This window comes from Streptomyces justiciae (assembly GCF_015163075.1).
GTDB lineage: Bacteria > Actinomycetota > Actinomycetes > Streptomycetales > Streptomycetaceae > Streptomyces > Streptomyces justiciae.
In genome coordinates this window covers 203,406-219,229 of record NZ_JADDXU010000009.1, presented here as the reverse complement: position 1 = coordinate 219,229, position 15,824 = coordinate 203,406, and the positions used below count along the sequence as shown (strand labels likewise).

The following is a 15,824-nucleotide window of genomic DNA, read 5'->3' as shown; positions in this document are numbered from 1 at the left end:
GCCTACTCGGGCCTCCTGCCGGGGGCGGGCATCATCTTCGTCATCCCCGGCAGGAAGTCCGTGAACAGCTCGTGCACCTCCCGCACGAGCGGCCGCAGCACCCGGAACCGGGCCAGCGCCACCCCGCGCGCGGTGAGCCGCGCCCCGCGCTCGGCGAGCCGGTAGCTCCGCTCCCGCCCCGGCGTCCGGTCGAAGATCCAGTACAGCACCAGCCCCATCTGGGACAGCCACATCAGCTCGGGCAGCACGTCCCGCAGCTCCTCCGGCACCTTCGTCTTTGTCCCGGCCAGCACCTGGCGGTGGACGGAGATCGCCTCCACGCGCGCGTGCTCCGACTCCTCGGAGAACGGGCTGAGCGGGCTGTCGGGGTCGGCGGCGTTCTTGAAGAACTGCACCGCGAACTCGTGGTACGGCGTGGCGATGTCCAGCCACGCCCGCAGCACGCCCGCGAGCCGCGCCTCCAGATCGGTCTCCCGCGCCAGGACCTCCCGGACCGCCACCTGGTGCTCGGCGGCGATCCGGTCGTAGAAGCCCTGGATCAGGTGCTCCTTGCCCTCGAAGTAGTAGTACGCGTTGCCGACGGAGACCCCGGCCTCCTTGGCGATGGCCCGCATGGTCGTCTTGTCGTAGCCGCGCTCCTGGAACAGCCGCATGGCGGTCTCCAGGATGAGGGCACGGGTCTGCTCGGACTTGCTGGACGGCGAGCCGCCGTCGTCTTCTACGTTCTTCGCGGGCACGGTACGAGAGCCTAAAGGCACCCGTGTCACGACCTGCGACCGAGCTCCGGACGCTTGGTGTAGTCCGTGAACCCCAGGACATTGCCCCAGGGGTCGGCGACCTCGACGGTCCAGCCGGTGGCCACGGAGAACGGCTCGTCCAGCAGCGCGATGCCGGCGCCGCGCAGCGTGCGCGCGGCCACGCGCGCGTCCGGCACCTCCAGCCACACCCGCGGCGACGGCCACGGCGGCGGACGGTGCCCCACCGCCTCCTCCTGCCGGAGCAGAATCCCGGGCGTCTCACCGCCGACCTTGAGCAGCGCGATCCCGGCCTCGTCGAGCCGGAACCCCACCGTGAACCCCGCGCGTTCATAGAACCCGACGGCCTCGCCGAGATCGCCGACGGGCAGCAGCACGTTGTCGAAACCGAGCAGTTCGTACGACTCGTCATCTGACATGCGATCAGATTAGGTGCGGGGATGACGGTTGCCGGGCGGACCGCCCACGAGGTCACTCATTGGGCCGAGAAAGCACGCGCCGCGTCGGTACGCTGAGCCCTCGCCAGAGCCGTACGACGGAGGGGACGGGGATGGTTCCGGGAGCAGAGGCCTTCTTCGGCGAGGTGCGGACGGCGTTCGCGGGGGCCGCGCGAAGACTGGCGCTGGAGGGTCCGTCGGAGCAGACCGCGGACCGGCATCTCGCGGTGGTGACGTACACCGGCGCCGACGTGCGCTACAAGGCCGTCCTCGGGCTGTGGGCGGGCGACGTCGAGATCCACGTCTGCCGGGACGCCGAGGCCACCGAGTGCAAGGTCGGCGTCGAGAAGCTGGCGCGGGCCGCGGGGGTCGGGGGCGCGGCCTCGTTCGGCGCCCGCAGCATGCGCCAGCTGCGGAAGTCCCTGAGCAGCCAGGTCCGTTACGTCGAACTCGTCCATCCGCTGGTCACCGTCGAGCTGATGCGGGCGGCCGGGGCGCGGGAGTGGAGCCGGCCGCTGGTGCGGTGAGCCATCGGCGGGGACGGCGTTGTCAGTGGTGGGCCGTACTGTCGGCGGCATGGGATTCGTGACGTTCGTCGACGAGACGACAAGCGGGGGCCGCAGTGACGGCTGGGGGCTGGAGATCACCGAGGAGCGGCTCAGCGTGCGGGAGTTGATCCGCCGCCGGGTCTTCCAGGAGGTCGCCGAGTACAACGCGCGCACCCCCGAGGTCTTCCAGGGCCTGGTGCAGCCCGAGGACACCGAGCGCGTGCTCAACGGCTACGCGCTGCGCACGCCCCGCCGCATAGACCCGGAGAAGCAGTCGGCCCTGGCGCTGAAGGCGTTCGCGGGCAACGGCTTCCTGGTGCTCGTCGGCGACCGTCAGGTGACCGAGCTCGACGAGGAGATCGAGCTGGGCCTGTCGACCGAGGTCACGTTCCTCAAGCTCGTGGCCCTGGTGGGTGGCTGATGGCCGGGTCGACCGAGGGACGCGCCGAGCTCATCCAGGACGTCCTCGCACTCCTCGCGGCCGAGGACGCCGAGCGTCTCGTGCCGAGGCTGCTGGAGCTCGCCGAACTCGTCGGAGGCCCGTGGGGCGGGCCCGAACAGGCGGTCCTCAAGGCGCTGCGCATCGTCGAGCCCCCGTTCCGGCCCGCGCTGGTGCACCGCCTGGCCCAGCGCTACTTCGAGCCGGCCCAGGGCGCGGACGGCCGCCGGCACATCATGCACATGATGGCCAACCTGCGGGACCGGACGACGGACGACGACCATCCGCGCGACCTGCGGCCCGCCCTGATCGCGGTGCTGTCCGAACAGGAGGCGCATCACGACACGACCCAACTCCTCCGGCTCACCGAGCTGGAGCGCGCCGACGGCCATGAACTCCCGGGCGACTTCATCGCGTTGCTCCGCCGCACGCGACTGACGACGTGGCACGGGAAGGACAGACTGGGCCCCTTGGTGGCCACGCTCACCCACCCCGTGGTGAACCCGGGAGAGGCCTGGTCCGACCAGGCCCTCGCCGACCTGGCGGAACGCGACGAGAGCTGGGCGCGCCTCGTCGCCCACGCGACCACGGCCACCGCCGCCCGCCCCTCCGCCCCGTGGGAGAAGACCGGGCGGGCGCTCGTCGAGGCCGTCGGCGCGGAGCCTGTGCGGGAGCGCCTGACGGACTGGCTGCGCCTCGTGGGCCGCCCCCGCACCCGCCCCCTCCTCGCGCCGTCGTACGGCACGGACCCCAACGTCACCTTCGACCCCTACAACGCCGACGCGCTGCGCGGACTGACCTGGCTCCTCTCCTTCCTGCCGCCGCACCCCGAGACCGCCCGCACCCTGGGCGCCCTCGTCGAGACCTCGCTCAAGAAGGTCTCCGGTCTGGGCCCGGTCAACCCCAAGGTCGCCAACGCCGGTGTCACCGCCCTCGCCCGCATCGACAGCGAGCCGGCCCTCGCCGAACTGGCCCGCCTGGCCACCCGGGTCACCTACAAGGGCACGCTCAAGCTGCTCAACACCTCACTCGACGCGCGCGCCGAGGCCATGGGGCTCAGCCGCGAGGAGATCGAGGAACTGGCCGTCCCCGCCTACGGGTTGACGGAGGTGGGCGGCGCCGAGCACCACCTCGGAGAGAGCACGGCGCGCATCGAGGTCAGCGGCACCAAGACGACGCTGAGCTGGCGCAACGCCACCGGAAAGGCCGTGAAGAGCGTCCCCGCCGACGTCCGCCGCGACCACCCCGACGAGCTCAAGGAGCTCAAGGCGGCCGTCAAGGACATCGACAAGATGCTCTCGGCCCAGAGCGACCGCCTGGACCGCCAGTTCGTGGCCCGCCGCACCTGGACGTACGCCGCCTGGCGCGAGCGCTACCTCGACCACCCGTTGGTCGGCACGCTGGCCCGCCGCCTCCTGTGGACCATCGACGGCACCACGGCCGGCTACGCCGACGGCGCCCTGCGCACCCTCACCGACACCCCGGTGAACGGCGGCACCGAGGTCACGCTCTGGCACCCCGTCGACCACGAACCCGCCGAGATCGTCGCCTGGCGCGACTGGCTGGAGCGGCACGGCATCACCCAGCCGTTCAAGCAGGCCCACAGAGAGGTGTACCTGCTGACGGACGCGGAACGCACGACGGGCACCTACTCCAACCGCTTCGCCGCGCACTACCTCCGCCAGCACCAGTTCCACGCCCTCGCGGCGGTCCGGGGCTGGCGCAACAAGCTGCGCCTGAGCGTGGACGACGAGGCGCCGCCCGCCACCCGTGAACTGCCCGCGTGGGGCCTGCGCGCCGAGTACTGGATCCAGGGCGACGGCGGCGAGAACCACGACGACCTCACGGACTCCGGCAGCTTTCTGCGCCTGCGCACCGACCAGGTCCGCTTCTACCCGATCGACGCGGCGGAGAACTCCGCGCACTGCTGCGGCGGCGAGTACCGCATGCGGCCGCAGGGTGGGGTGGCCCTGGCCGACCCGCTGCCACTGACCGACATCCCGCCCCTGGTCCTCTCCGAAGTCCTGCGCGACGTGGACCTGTTCGTCGGCGTCGCGAGCGTCGGCAACGACCCGACCTGGCAGGACGGCGGTCCCGGCGGCCGCTTCCAGGAGTACTGGACGTCGTACGGCTTCGGCGAACTGGGCGCGAGCGCCGAGACCCGGCGGGCCCTGCTGGAGCGCCTGATCCCCCGCCTGGCGATAGCCGACCGCTGCACGCTGGACGGCCGCTTCCTCCAGGTCAAGGGCGACCGCCACACCTACAAGATCCACCTGGGCTCGGGCAACATCCTCCGCACCCCTAACGACCAATACCTGTGCATCGTCCCGAAGTCCAACCCCGCCGCCCCGCAGGCCGGTTACCTCCCCTACGAGGGCGACCGGATGCTCGCGGTGATCCTCAGCAAGGCGATGATGCTGGCGGCGGACACGAAGATCACGGACCGGACGATCCTGAGCCAGCTGTAGTCAGTACGGGTCGACGCCCTCCCTGACGAGCTCCAGCGCCACGGCGGCACGCGGTTGCGCGAGTTCGGCGGCGAGGCGGGCGGTCCGCTCGCTGTCGGCGTGTACCGCGGCCGGCAGGGGCGGGAGGCGCAGCAACAGGGCGCGGCGCAGATGGGTGGGCGGGTGCGTGGCGTCGACGCTGTGGCCGCGGCGGGCGCTGACGCGGCGGCGGCGTTCGTGCTCGGACTCCGGGACCGAACGCAGATGGGCGGCCAGCGCCTCCCACAGCCCCTCCGCGTCCTCCGCGGTGAGCCGCCGCGAGCCGCGCAGCCGGCGTGCGTTGACCTCCCGGTACAGGGTCGTGTCGATCGACTCCAGCACCAGGAGCCGGTCCATCGTCCCGACCGCGGCCTCGGTGGAGGCGACCTGGGCCGCCGCCGTGTCGGCGAGGTACTCGCTGCGCTGGGAGGCGCGCGTGGTCAGGAGGTCGAGGAGCAGCACCACACCCGTGATCAGCCAACGGGGCAGGAGGTAGAACAGGTTGACGAAGTACTCGGGGACGGTCGGGTTGGTGATCGGGGACAGGTAGTAGCGCCAGGTGGTCAGCGAGCTGTAGGCAGTGCCCACGACCATGCCGTGCCGGGTGTCCCTGTGGGTGAAGTGGCCGAGCTCGTGGCCCAGAAGGGCGATCCGCTCCTGCGGGGACAGGACCTCCCACAGGGGCAGCCCCAGGGTGAGAACCCGGCGGCGGACCCCGAGGTGCGTGACGCTCGCGTTGGACTGCGCGTCGAGGACGATGACGTCCACGCTCCGGGTGCCCAGGGCCGCCGCGACCTCGTCGACCAGGGCGTAGAGCTCGGGCGCGGCGCTCCTGGAGACGACGTGGGCGCCTGAGGGCAGCCGGTTCAACCGCGGGCGGAGCGTCACCGCCAGCCCCAGCAGGAACAGCCCGGGCACCATGCCGAAGCCGCCCCAGCCGTCGATCAGCAACCACAGCCCGCCCACCAGCAGGGCCAGGGTCACCCCGTGCACCAGAAGGGCTATGGCGTACGCCAGCACACCGGCGGCCGACTGCCGTGGCCGCTCGCGCTCCGGGCGTTCGGCCTCGACGGCGAGGTCCTCCAGCAGCCGTTCACCGTACTGCCGGGCCATGGTGCGCCGCCGCCGCTCCAGCCGCCCCTGCTTCTCCTCGACCGGCCCCTGCGGATCGACGTTCCAGTCGCAGGCCGCGCACCACACGGTGAACCGGCGATCCCCACGGATCTCCACCCCGCACTGCGGGCATGGCTGGACGACCTGCTCCTCGACGGCACGCATCGGCGCACCCTCCCCCTCCTGGCAGCCCCTCCCCAGAAGCTGCTGTGTACATGGCGGAGGCAGTTGATCACAGCCGGGCGGGCGCGGCCAACCCGTACGCCGAGGACACCGTCCTCAGCCTCCGCAGCCACCCACCCGACGCGTGCTCACGGCGATGTCGTCGAGCCGGAGGTCGTACGAGGACGGGCTGGGATCGGCCTGGTACAGCTGCCAGCCCAGCTTGAGCTTGTCGAAGGTCGGAAAGGTGAACGGGTCGGCGCTGCCGCCGTGTTGACCGGTCGACACGGTCAGGTCGGGCTGCTCGACGCCGTCGAAGTAGACGGTGACGCGGTTGTCGGTGGCATCCAGGTGGAACTCCACGCACTGCCAGGTGCCGGCCGTGGCCGGGGCGGAGGTCTTCCAGGAGGTCCAGTCGCCGGTGGGGCCGAGGTCGGAGCCGACGCCCCAGAAGTTGCCGTGGTCGGTGGGGGCGTACTGGCCGCCGAGGGGGCGGACGAGGGTGGGGGAGTCGGACCCGGCCGCTTCGGCGATCGTCCAGTGCGCCCAGTCGGGGGCGCTGGGAAAGGCGTCCACCCTCAGCCGCAGCCGGGCCCAGTAGCTGTTGCCGGGGGCGGTCAGATCCGGGAAGACGAGGAAGGCGCGCCCGTTGCCCTCGGTATGGATACGGAGCTCACGACCCCGGCCGGCGGAACTGGGGACGACGGTGAGGCTGCCGTCGGCGGTGTCGGCGCTCCAGCCGTGGCCCTTCGTCACCGGCCCGAGGGGGAGACGGTCGAAGGTCTCGCGGGCGAGGGGGCCGTGCGCGGCGGGGGCCGCCGAGGAAGAGGCGGGGATCGCGAGCAGTACGGCCGCTGTCGCGGAGAGGGCGGCGGCGGCCTTCTTCAGGAGTGCCATGGTGGCAGTTTGCTACTTGAGGCTCACAACTCACAGCAGTACCACGGGAGTTGTCCGGCGTGAGCCCCTTGCTGTCCTGATCGGGTTCCGGCCCGCCCTCGGCTCCACTTGACACCGCGCTCCATACTGAACAGCGCTCAAGGGGAGTTCGGGGAGGAGCGGGCTGCGTGCGACGGGTGCTGGCGGTGCACTTCGTGCCGTGCGCGCTGTTCGTCGCAGGGGTGCTCGCGCTGATGCGGGCGGGGAGCTTCGCCGGGCGGAGCGACTGGGGCGCCGTGTGGCCGGAACGGCCGGAGGACATGGCCGGAGTCACGGCGACGGTCTTGGTGTGTGCGTCTCTCCTCGGCCTGCTGCTGCGTCCGTTCCAGGTGCGGGCGGTTCGTGTGCTGGAGGGCTACTGGGATCGGTGGCTTTTCACAGCGGGCCTGGCCGCGGTGCTGGCCCGGTTGCAGCGGCGGCGGTGGCGGGCCCTGCGGGAGCAGACCGAGCGCACGGTCCGCGGTGAGACCGCACGCCGCGTACAGGCGGACGCCCGCCGCAGACTTGCCGCGCGTCCACCGCTCGAGGTGCAGCTCCCCACGGCACTGGGCAACGCGCTGCGCGCCGGCGAACTGAGCGCCGGCGAACGCTACGGCCTGACCACGCTGACTTCCTGGCCACGCCTGTATCTCCAGGTCTCGGACCGCATGGCGGACATCCTGGGCTCCGCCCGCAACAGCCTCGACACCGCCGTCAACCTCTGCTGGGCCTTCCTGGCGCTCACCGCCGCCGGGGGCGCGGCCCTGTACGACGAACCGTTCCTCTGGTGGTGGTGCGGCACCACCACAGCGCTGGCCGCGGTGGCTTACAAGGGCGCGATAACGGCGGCGCAGGCGTACTCCGGCTTGATGCACGTGGCGTACGACCTGCACCGCTTCGACCTTCTGACGGCACTGCACCACCGACTGCCCCCGGACCCCGACTCGGAGGAGGAGACCTTCTACCGGCTCTCACAACTGTTCGCGGGCGCGGGGGAGGAGGATGTGCTGTACGACCATGGTCAGGGAGCGGCGGAGGGGGACGACGCCGGCTGAGGATCAGGGTGCGGAGTTCCCGGGCGCCGGAGGAGTCCACCAGCGCGCCAGCCGGCCCACCCAGATGTTCACTTCATCCGGGGTCCGGCAGTGCGCGAGGAACCATGAAGGCCAGCCGTCGTAGCGGCAGGGCCGCTCCCCTCCATTTGCCTTCATGGGCCCGTGCCGGAAGCGGTTCTTGCTCGGGTCCAAGTGCTTGAGGAGCAGTTCGGGATGGCCCGCCTGAGCGAGGTCGTAGGCCTTCTGAAGCGTGGGTTTGCGGCACACCAAGGGAATGGCGCCCCCGGTCGCCTGCGGGGGGATCTCCCGGCCGCAGTCCGGACAGAGCATCCCGAGCGGGACTTCGCCGGGCAGTACGAGCTGTACGGCATCGTGCGTCATGCTTCCTCCCTCAGTTCTGCGTCTTCTGGCGAAGCTTCCAGAGCACCCAGACCGTGTCCGCGGCCGTACCGACGAGCACGACGGCCGCGGCCGCCCATCGCCAAGACGCCTGCATGCCGCACTCCGGTGGAGCGAGAGATGCCGCGACGCCCACGCCGAGCAGCGCGGTGCCGACGTTGTAGACCTCGGCGGCGCGCCGCTGTCCCTTCCGCCACTCTCTGTCCGCAGCCCGGAACTCCTGATGCATGCGTGCTTCGGGGACAGCGTCGGGGCGTGTTCCCTCGTAGTGGTCCTTCAGTTCCTCGAAGCTGTAGAGGTGGCCGCGTGCCTCGTAGGCGAGTTGCATGCTGAAGATCAACGTCATGGCCGTGATCACCAGGAGCACGAGTGTCGCCCCCGGCCAGCGGAACTCGTCGTCGGCGCCGGCGACCACCCCGGCCAGCGAGAGGGCCGCGGCCGTCAGCAGCGGAGCGGCCACGAAGTGGGCCTCTTTGGACGCCGCGCCGTAGCCCAGCTTGGGGGCGTAGGTGTCCTCGTCTTCTGGATCCGGTCCTTGTCCCGCCACAAGGTCCCCCGTTGCCCCGTGTTCCGGCCAGCCCGCCCTCCGCCGCAGTGTGCTCCCGGAACCCCCGCTTCAGTAGCAGCGGAAACATGCCAAAAACGCCAGAGGGCCCTGTTTCCGAAGTGACGGAAACAGGGCCCTGAGGTAGGACTTCGAAGATCAGAACCGGCGCGTGATCAGGGCCTTCTTCACCTCGGCGATCGCCTTCGTGACCTCGATGCCGCGCGGGCAGGCGTCCGTGCAGTTGAACGTGGTGCGGCAGCGCCAGACGCCGTCGCGGTCGTTCAGGATCTCCAGGCGCTGTTCGCCCGCCTCGTCACGGCTGTCGAAGATGAAGCGGTGGGCGTTGACGATGGCCGCCGGGCCGAAGTACTGGCCGTCGTTCCAGAAGACCGGGCACGAGGACGTGCAGGCCGCGCAGAGGATGCACTTCGTCGTGTCGTCGAAGCGCTCGCGGTCCTCGGCCGTCTGGAGACGCTCGCGCGTCGGCTCGTTCGTCTCCTTCGTGATGAGGAAGGGCATCACGTCGCGGTACGCCTGGAAGAACGGCTCCATGTCGACGACCAGGTCCTTCAGGACCGTCAGACCCTTGATCGGCTCGACCGTGATCGGCTTCTCGGGGTTGATGTCCTTGATGAGGGTCTTGCAGGCAAGACGGTTCTTGCCGTTGATCCTCATCGCGTCCGAGCCGCAGATGCCGTGGGCGCAGGAGCGGCGGAACGTCAGCGTGCCGTCCAGGTCCCACTTGATCTTGTGGAGGCCGTCGAGGACGCGCTCCTTGGGGTCGATCTCCAGCTGGAAGTCTTCCCAGGTCGCCTCGGCCGAGACCTCCGGGTTGAAGCGGCGGACCCGGAAGGTGACGGTGATGTAGGGAGAGGCCGCGGACTCCGCCTCGACCTTGTCCAGAACAGGGGTAGCCATCAGTACTTACGCTCCATCGGCTGGTAGCGGGTCTGGACGACCGGCTTGTAGTCGAGACGGATGGACTCGGTGCCGTCGTCGCCGACCTCGCGGTACGCCATGGTGTGGCGCATGAAGTTGACGTCGTCGCGGTTGGGGTAGTCCTCGCGGTAGTGACCGCCGCGGGACTCCTTGCGGGCGAGGGCCGACACCGCCATGACCTCGGCGAGGTCCAGCAGGTTGCCCAGCTCGATCGCCTCCAGCAGGTCCGTGTTGAAGCGACGGCCCTTGTCCTGGATCGCGACGTTCTTGTAGCGCTCGCGCAGCTCCGCGATCTTCTCGACCGCCGTCTTGATCGTCTGCTCGGTGCGGAACACCATGACGTTGGCGTCCATGGTCTCCTGCAGCTCGCGCCGGATGACCGACACGCGCTCCGTGCCCGTCGAGTTGCGCAGCCGCTCGACCTGCTCGACCACGAACTCGGCCGGGTTCTCCGGCAGCTCGACGAAGTCGGCCGTGTGGCTGTACTCGGCGGCGGCGATGCCCGCACGGCGGCCGAACACGTTGATGTCCAGGAGCGAGTTGGTGCCGAGACGGTTCGCGCCGTGCACCGACACGCACGCCACCTCGCCGGCCGCGTACAGGCCCGGGACCACCGTGGTGTTGTCCGCCAGGACCTCACCCTCGACGTTGGTCGGGATGCCGCCCATGGCGTAGTGCGCGGTGGGCTGGATCGGGATCGGGTCCGTGTACGGCTCGATGCCCAGGTAGGTGCGCGCGAACTCGGTGATGTCCGGGAGCTTGGCGTCCAGCTGCTCCGGCGGGAGGTGCGTGAGGTCCAGGTAGACGTGGTCGCCCTCGGGGCCGCAACCCCGGCCCTCGCGGATCTCCGTGTAGATGGAGCGGGACACGACGTCACGGGACGCGAGGTCCTTCATGACCGGCGCGTACTTCTCCATGAAGCGCTCGCCGTCCTTGTTGCGGAGGATGCCGCCCTCACCACGGGCGCCCTCCGTCAGCAGGATGCCCATGCGCCAGATGCCGGTCGGGTGGAACTGGAAGAACTCCATGTCCTCCAGCGGCAGTCCACGGCGGTACACCGCGGCCTGGCCGTCACCGGTCAGCGTGTGCGCGTTCGACGTCACCTTGAAGAACTTGCCGGTGCCGCCGGAGGCGTAGATCACGGCCTTCGCCTGGAAGACGTGGATCTCGCCGGTCGCCAGCTCGTACGCCACCACACCGGCCGACTTCTTGACGCCGTCGACCTCGGTGATCAGCTGGTCGAGGACGTAGAACTCGTTGTAGAACTCCACGCCCTCCTTCACGCAGTTCTGGTACAGCGTCTGGAGGATCATGTGGCCGGTGCGGTCGGCCGCGTAGCAGGACCGGCGGACCGGGGCCTCACCGTGGTTGCGGGAGTGACCGCCGAAACGGCGCTGGTCGATCGTCCCGTTGGGCGTCCGGTTGAACGGCAGGCCCATCTTCTCCAGGTCGAGGACGGCGTCGATGGCCTCCTTCGCCAGGATCTCGGCGGCGTCCTGGTCGACCAGGTAGTCACCGCCCTTGACCGTGTCGAAGGTGTGCCACTCCCAGTTGTCCTCCTCCACGTTGGCCAGCGCGGCGGCCATGCCGCCCTGCGCGGCGCCCGTGTGGGAGCGGGTGGGGTACAGCTTGGTCAGCACGGCGGTGCGGCTGCGCTTCGTCGACTCGATGGCGGCGCGCATACCGGCGCCACCGGCGCCGACGATGACGGTGTCGTACTTGTGGATCTTCATGAGTGGTTGCCTCAGCCCCGTGCCTAGCGGATGTTCGGGTCGAAGGTGAAGATCACCAGCGTGCCCAGCAGGATGGTGAACACCGTGGCGGTGTAGAGCAGGCCCTTGAGCCACAGCCGGGTGTTCGCGCGCTCCGCGTAGTCGTTGATGACCGTGCGCAGGCCGTTGGCGCCGTGCAGCATCGCGAGCCACAGCATCAACAGGTCCCAGACCTGCCAGAACGGCGAGGCCCAGCGGCCCGCGACGAACGCGAAGCCGATCTTCGACACGCCGCCGTCCAGCACGAGCTGGATCAGCAGGTGGCCGATGACGAGGACGACGAGGACGACGCCGGACAGGCGCATGAAGAGCCAGGCCGCCATCTCGAAGTTGCCCCGCGTGGACTTCGGGGTCTTCTTGGTGCGCTTGCGCGGCGCCTCGATGAGGGGGGCCGGGTTGTCGACGCTGTAGACGTCGGCGCCCTCGACGGGGCCGATGCCCGAGGCGTCAGCGGTCTTCTCGGTGATGGACATACGCGTCAGCTCCCGAACAGTTCACGAGCGGCGTGGCCGAGGACGGGGTAGATCGCCCCGATCATCAGCACGACCCACAGGCCGACGACGGACCACAGCATCTGCTTCTGGTAGCGGGGGCCCTTCGACCAGAAGTCGACGGCGATGACACGCAGGCCGTTGAGCGCGTGGAAGAGGATGGCGGCGACGAGGCCGTACTCCAGCACGGCGACGATCGGCGTCTTGTACGTGGCTACGACCCTGTCGTAGTCCTCAGGGGAGACACGGACGAGAGCGGTGTCCAGCACGTGAACGAACAGGAAGAAGAAGATGAGGACGCCGGTGACTCGGTGAGCCACCCAGGACCACATTCCTTCCCGGCCGCGGTACAGCGTTCCAGCCGGCACGGAAGTCCCTCCGGGAGCGGGGATTGGGGCCGCGCCGGCTTGTGCTGTCGGTCGGGCCCGGCCGGGTACGGTCCACCGGCCCCCAGCATCGTAGCGACGGTTGCCTGCAGGGCTTACGTCGGGCCTACCGGTGTGATCAAAGTGGCATGCGTATGGGTGAGCTTTGCGGCTAATGGGGTGGGGTGTGCTGTTGTGTGCCGGGTGCGGAGCCGTCGTGGCTGGTCGCGCAGTTCCCCGCGCCCCTGAGTACCTCCACCAAGCGCTCCCTTGCCAGGCGCCGGAGTTCCTCTGCTGCCACCACCCGTTCTTCCTCCGGGTCGTTCGTCAATCGTGACCTGATGGCTGCGAGTACGTGGTCCAGGGCCTCGCCCGTGGACAGGCCCTCCAGGCAGATCACGAACGCATGCCCGAACTTCGCCTCGTATGCCGCGTGTGCGGCGTCAAGTGCCATATGGGCGATGTCGTACGTCTCGTCCGGCAATGCCGTCAACGTCTCGCCCGCCAGCGCCTCCGACAGGTCCGCCGGGGTCAGGTCGTACGCCGCCTCATCCGATGCGGCGAGCAGGGCGGGGGCGTCCGGGTAGGGGCGGTGGGCGGTGACGCGGTCGGCCCAGCGGAGGCTGCGGAGGCAGGTGAGGAGGAGCTTGCGGGCCTCGTCGGCGGGGGCGATGTTGAAGGCGTCCAGGACTGTGGGCAGCGCCGGTATGGCGACTCGGCCGGGAAGATGTGTGGGCGTCACGTGTGTTTCGGCAGGGGATGCTGGGAGAGGTGTGACGTCACGCTATCGAGAGTGGACGTGACGTGTCCGACGGATGCCCGAATTTCACTCGCACGGGAGAGTTTCGGAACGTGTGGTGGACAGTTGCGCCCGCCCGGACGCCCTAGGTTGGGTTCGTGAGTCAGCACAGGCGTCGGGCGTCGGCACAGAAGGCGCGGCAGGTGAGGACACGGGTCGTGATCGTGACGGCGGTGGCCGTGACGGTCGCTGCCGGGGTAGGGCTCGGCCTGTGGGCCTCGGGGGACGGGGATCACAGCGGGCCCACGGGGGCGGCGGCGCGGCAGCCCTCCGAACGAGGGGCGTCGGCTTCCGCCAGTGCCTCGTCGCCGGCGCCCACGCCCAGTCCCACCCGTAGTTATCCCCTCTCCCGGGCCCCGCGCACGATTCCCGCCGTGGCCTCGCACACTCCGGAGCGTGGGCCGGGCTGGCGTCCGCGCAGTGGTGAGCGGGTCGTCGTGAGCGACGGAGAACTCGCCGACGAGGGGCGGCTGGTCGCCAGTGAGCTGGGGCTGACGTACGCGGGGGAGAAGACCGACTCGCGGGACGGGGATCTGCGGCTCGTGCTGAACGACGACGCCGGGGGCGACCCGGAGTCGTACACCATGACCGTGCGCGGCGGGCGGGTCACCATCGGCGGGCCCGCCGACGCCGGGGTGTTCTACGGGACCCGGACGCTCAAGCAGGAGGTGCGCGGCGGGGGTACGGCGCCCGAGGGGGTCGTCAAGGACGCGCCCGCCAAGCCGGTGCGCGGGTTCATGCTGGACATCGCGCGCAAGCACTACACCGCGGGGTGGATCGAGGACCGGGTGCGGGAGCTCGGGGATCTCAAGTTCAACGAGCTGGGGCTGCACTTCTCCGACGACCAGGGCTTCCGGCTCGAGTCGCGGTCGCATCCCGAGGTGGTGTCGGACCAGCATCTGACCCGGGCCGAGACCGAGCGGATCATCGACCTCGCCGCCGAGCGGCACATCACGATCGTCCCCGAGATCGACTCGCCCGGACATCTCGGCGCCGTCATCGCCGCGCACCCCAGCCTGCAACTCCTCAACGCCTCGGGCGTCGCGGCGCGGGGCGCGGTCGACATCTCGCAGGACGAGGCCGCGACGATCGTCGACGAGTTGCTGGACGAGTACGCCGAGCTCTTCCCCGGCGACCGCTGGAACCTCGGCGGCGACGAGTACCGGGCGCTGATGGCCTCGAACCCGGAGGCGTCGTACCCCCAGCTCGCCACCGCCGCGCGCGAGGCCTACGGCACCGGCGGCACCGTCGCCGACCTCACCACCGGCTGGCTCAACGACCGCGCCGACACGGTCCGCAAGCACGGCAAGACGATGCGCGTCTGGAACGACGGGTTCTTCACCGGTACGTCCGTGCAGCCGGCCAAGGATCTCCAGGTGGCCTACTGGACGGGCAAGGAGATCGGGGCGCGGCAGCCGGTCGAGTACCTGAGCGCGGGGCGCGACCTCATCAACTACAACGACCTGTTCCTCTACTACGTCCTCGGGCAGCCCAACCAGTTCTACTACCCGACGGGACAGCGCATCTACGAGCAGTGGACGCCACGGGTGGTGCGGGGCACGCAGGCGGTCGACGCCAAGTACGACGACCAGATCCTGGGCGGTTCCTTCGCGGTGTGGGGCGACTATCCGAACGCCCAGACCCAGGACCAGGTCGCGGCCGGCATCCGGCTGCCGCTGCGGGCGGTCGTACAGAAGCTGTGGGACGCGGACAAGCCGTCGCTGACCTGGGCGGAGTTCAAGTCGCTGGCGGACCGGCTGGGTTGAGGCGACGGAGGTCAGGGGCTGCCACTGAGGGGTGGACTTACGCGGCTTGCGAACGTATGTTCCCCACTCGTGATCGACAATCGCCATGACCACTTCATCGCCCCGGCCGCCTGGCTGCAATCGCCGATCGGGCTCGGACGGGCCGCCGTCGCGGGGCTCGGCGTGGTCATCGCCACCGACCTGTTCGCCCTCGGGGCGGGCTTCTTCCTGTACGACGTGATCGGCGACCTGGCCGGCGGCGCCCGCCTCGACGGGCGGGCCGACCTCGCGGACCGCCTCTACTCCGGGGCCGGCATCGCGCAGACCGTCGCGCTGCTCACGACCGCCGTCCTCTTCCTGTGCTGGTTCCACCGGGTGCGTGTCAACGCCGAGGTCTTCGACCCGTACGGGCACGACAAGAAGCGCGGCTGGGCGGTCTGGGGCTGGATCGTCCCGTTCGTCAACCTCTGGTTCCCGCGCCGGATCACGCTGGACATCTGGAACGCCAGCAGCCCCTGGAGCGCGCCCCGGCCGCACGGGCTGGTCAACACCTGGTGGACGTTCTGGACCATCTCGCTGCTCTCCGGCCGGGCCGCGTCCACGGCGTACCGCAAGGCCGAGAGTGCCGACGAGATCCGTGACGCCGTGGGGCAGTTGATGTTCTCGGACGCCGTCGACGTCGTGGCCGCCGCGCTCGCCGTCGTCGTCGTGCTGCGGCTGAACCGGATGCAGTACGAGAAGGCCCTCGCAGGCCCCGGCGCAGGCACCGGCCCCGGCCCCGGTCCGGCCCCCGCGTCCGCCTGAGTCGCGGCGGATTGCCCCATACGGCTGCGAACTGCCGTACGACTGTGGTGTAT

General features: G+C 70.2%; 17 protein-coding genes. 6 read left to right on the top strand and 11 right to left on the bottom strand.

The features are described 5' to 3' along the window. Positions 1-2 precede the first annotated feature (2 nt). Both IQ210_RS25415 and IQ210_RS25410 read right to left on the bottom strand, forming a co-directional pair. The gene (locus IQ210_RS25415) at positions 3-737 is read right to left on the bottom strand and encodes a TetR/AcrR family transcriptional regulator (RefSeq protein ID WP_194081418.1); all 735 of its coding nucleotides are present in this window, start codon (positions 735-737) and stop codon (positions 3-5) included. A gap of 26 nt (positions 738-763) precedes the next feature. Beyond that, positions 764-1,174, bottom strand: coding sequence for a VOC family protein (locus IQ210_RS25410; RefSeq protein WP_194081417.1), 411 nt, complete (start codon positions 1,172-1,174; stop codon positions 764-766). 131 nt (positions 1,175-1,305) lie between these two features. On the opposite strand from IQ210_RS25410, the gene IQ210_RS25405 reads away from it, so the two are divergent. Genes IQ210_RS25405 through IQ210_RS25395 form a run of 3 tightly spaced genes read left to right on the top strand, consistent with a single transcriptional unit; the run spans position 1,306 to position 4,647 of the window. Continuing rightward, positions 1,306-1,719 (top strand): hypothetical protein, encoded by a 414-nt coding sequence (locus IQ210_RS25405; RefSeq protein WP_194081416.1) that lies wholly within the window; start codon positions 1,306-1,308, stop codon positions 1,717-1,719. Positions 1,720-1,768: 49 nt separating this feature from the next. After that, positions 1,769-2,161 carry a hypothetical protein gene (locus IQ210_RS25400; RefSeq protein ID WP_194081415.1) on the top strand — a complete coding sequence of 131 codons (393 nt, stop codon included), beginning with the start codon at positions 1,769-1,771 and terminating at the stop codon, positions 2,159-2,161. Next, the gene (locus tag IQ210_RS25395) at positions 2,161-4,647 is read left to right on the top strand and encodes a DUF4132 domain-containing protein (protein WP_194081414.1); all 2,487 of its coding nucleotides are present in this window, start codon (positions 2,161-2,163) and stop codon (positions 4,645-4,647) included. Before IQ210_RS25400 ends, IQ210_RS25395 begins: the two co-directional genes overlap by 1 nt. Here IQ210_RS25395 and IQ210_RS25390 read toward each other — a convergent pair whose 3' ends face one another. Together IQ210_RS25390 and IQ210_RS25385 are read right to left on the bottom strand one after the other, a co-directional pair. Continuing rightward, the gene (locus IQ210_RS25390) at positions 4,648-5,943 is read right to left on the bottom strand and encodes a M48 family metallopeptidase (protein ID WP_194081413.1); all 1,296 of its coding nucleotides are present in this window, start codon (positions 5,941-5,943) and stop codon (positions 4,648-4,650) included. It abuts the gene before it with no gap. 114 nt (positions 5,944-6,057) lie between these two features. After that, on the bottom strand, positions 6,058-6,837 hold the full coding sequence (locus IQ210_RS25385; protein ID WP_194081412.1) for a LamG domain-containing protein: 780 nt from the start codon (positions 6,835-6,837) through the stop codon (positions 6,058-6,060). Between the two features lie 167 nt (positions 6,838-7,004). Here IQ210_RS25385 and IQ210_RS25380 point away from each other — a divergent pair, with 167 nt between their 5' ends. Further along, positions 7,005-7,910 carry a hypothetical protein gene (locus IQ210_RS25380; protein ID WP_194081411.1) on the top strand — a complete coding sequence of 302 codons (906 nt, stop codon included), beginning with the start codon at positions 7,005-7,007 and terminating at the stop codon, positions 7,908-7,910. A 3-nt stretch (positions 7,911-7,913) separates the two neighbouring features. Here the strand turns inward: IQ210_RS25380 and IQ210_RS25375 are convergent, their stop codons facing one another. The 7 genes from IQ210_RS25375 to IQ210_RS25345 form a co-directional block, all read right to left on the bottom strand. Next, on the bottom strand, positions 7,914-8,291 hold the full coding sequence (locus IQ210_RS25375; RefSeq protein ID WP_194081410.1) for a hypothetical protein: 378 nt from the start codon (positions 8,289-8,291) through the stop codon (positions 7,914-7,916). Between the two features lie 10 nt (positions 8,292-8,301). Beyond that, positions 8,302-8,856, bottom strand: a complete 555-nt coding sequence (locus IQ210_RS25370; protein WP_228048309.1) for a hypothetical protein — start codon at positions 8,854-8,856, stop codon at positions 8,302-8,304. A 156-nt stretch (positions 8,857-9,012) separates the two neighbouring features. Beyond that, complete coding sequence (locus tag IQ210_RS25365; protein WP_109498027.1) at positions 9,013-9,774, bottom strand: succinate dehydrogenase iron-sulfur subunit; 762 nt, start codon at positions 9,772-9,774, stop codon at positions 9,013-9,015. Next, positions 9,774-11,528 carry a succinate dehydrogenase flavoprotein subunit gene (gene sdhA / locus IQ210_RS25360; protein ID WP_194081409.1) on the bottom strand — a complete coding sequence of 585 codons (1,755 nt, stop codon included), beginning with the start codon at positions 11,526-11,528 and terminating at the stop codon, positions 9,774-9,776. The genes IQ210_RS25365 and sdhA overlap by 1 nt, the downstream gene beginning before the upstream one ends. 23 nt (positions 11,529-11,551) lie before the next feature. Continuing rightward, a complete protein-coding gene (locus IQ210_RS25355; RefSeq protein WP_097268110.1) occupies positions 11,552-12,040 on the bottom strand; it encodes a succinate dehydrogenase hydrophobic membrane anchor subunit in 489 nt (162 codons plus the stop codon). 5 nt (positions 12,041-12,045) lie between these two features. Next, positions 12,046-12,426, bottom strand: coding sequence for a succinate dehydrogenase, cytochrome b556 subunit (gene sdhC / locus IQ210_RS25350; protein WP_079311791.1), 381 nt, complete (start codon positions 12,424-12,426; stop codon positions 12,046-12,048). Between the two features lie 169 nt (positions 12,427-12,595). Beyond that, the gene (locus IQ210_RS25345; protein ID WP_194081408.1) at positions 12,596-13,165 is read right to left on the bottom strand and encodes a 2-oxo-4-hydroxy-4-carboxy-5-ureidoimidazoline decarboxylase; all 570 of its coding nucleotides are present in this window, start codon (positions 13,163-13,165) and stop codon (positions 12,596-12,598) included. A 200-nt stretch (positions 13,166-13,365) separates the two neighbouring features. Here IQ210_RS25345 and IQ210_RS25340 point away from each other — a divergent pair, with 200 nt between their 5' ends. Together IQ210_RS25340 and IQ210_RS25335 are read left to right on the top strand one after the other, a co-directional pair. Then, positions 13,366-14,988, top strand: a complete 1,623-nt coding sequence (locus IQ210_RS25340; RefSeq protein ID WP_407699726.1) for a beta-N-acetylhexosaminidase — start codon at positions 13,366-13,368, stop codon at positions 14,986-14,988. 69 nt (positions 14,989-15,057) lie between these two features. Then, on the top strand, positions 15,058-15,771 hold the full coding sequence (locus tag IQ210_RS25335) for a DUF4328 domain-containing protein (RefSeq protein ID WP_194081407.1): 714 nt from the start codon (positions 15,058-15,060) through the stop codon (positions 15,769-15,771). Positions 15,772-15,824: the final 53 nt, after the last annotated feature.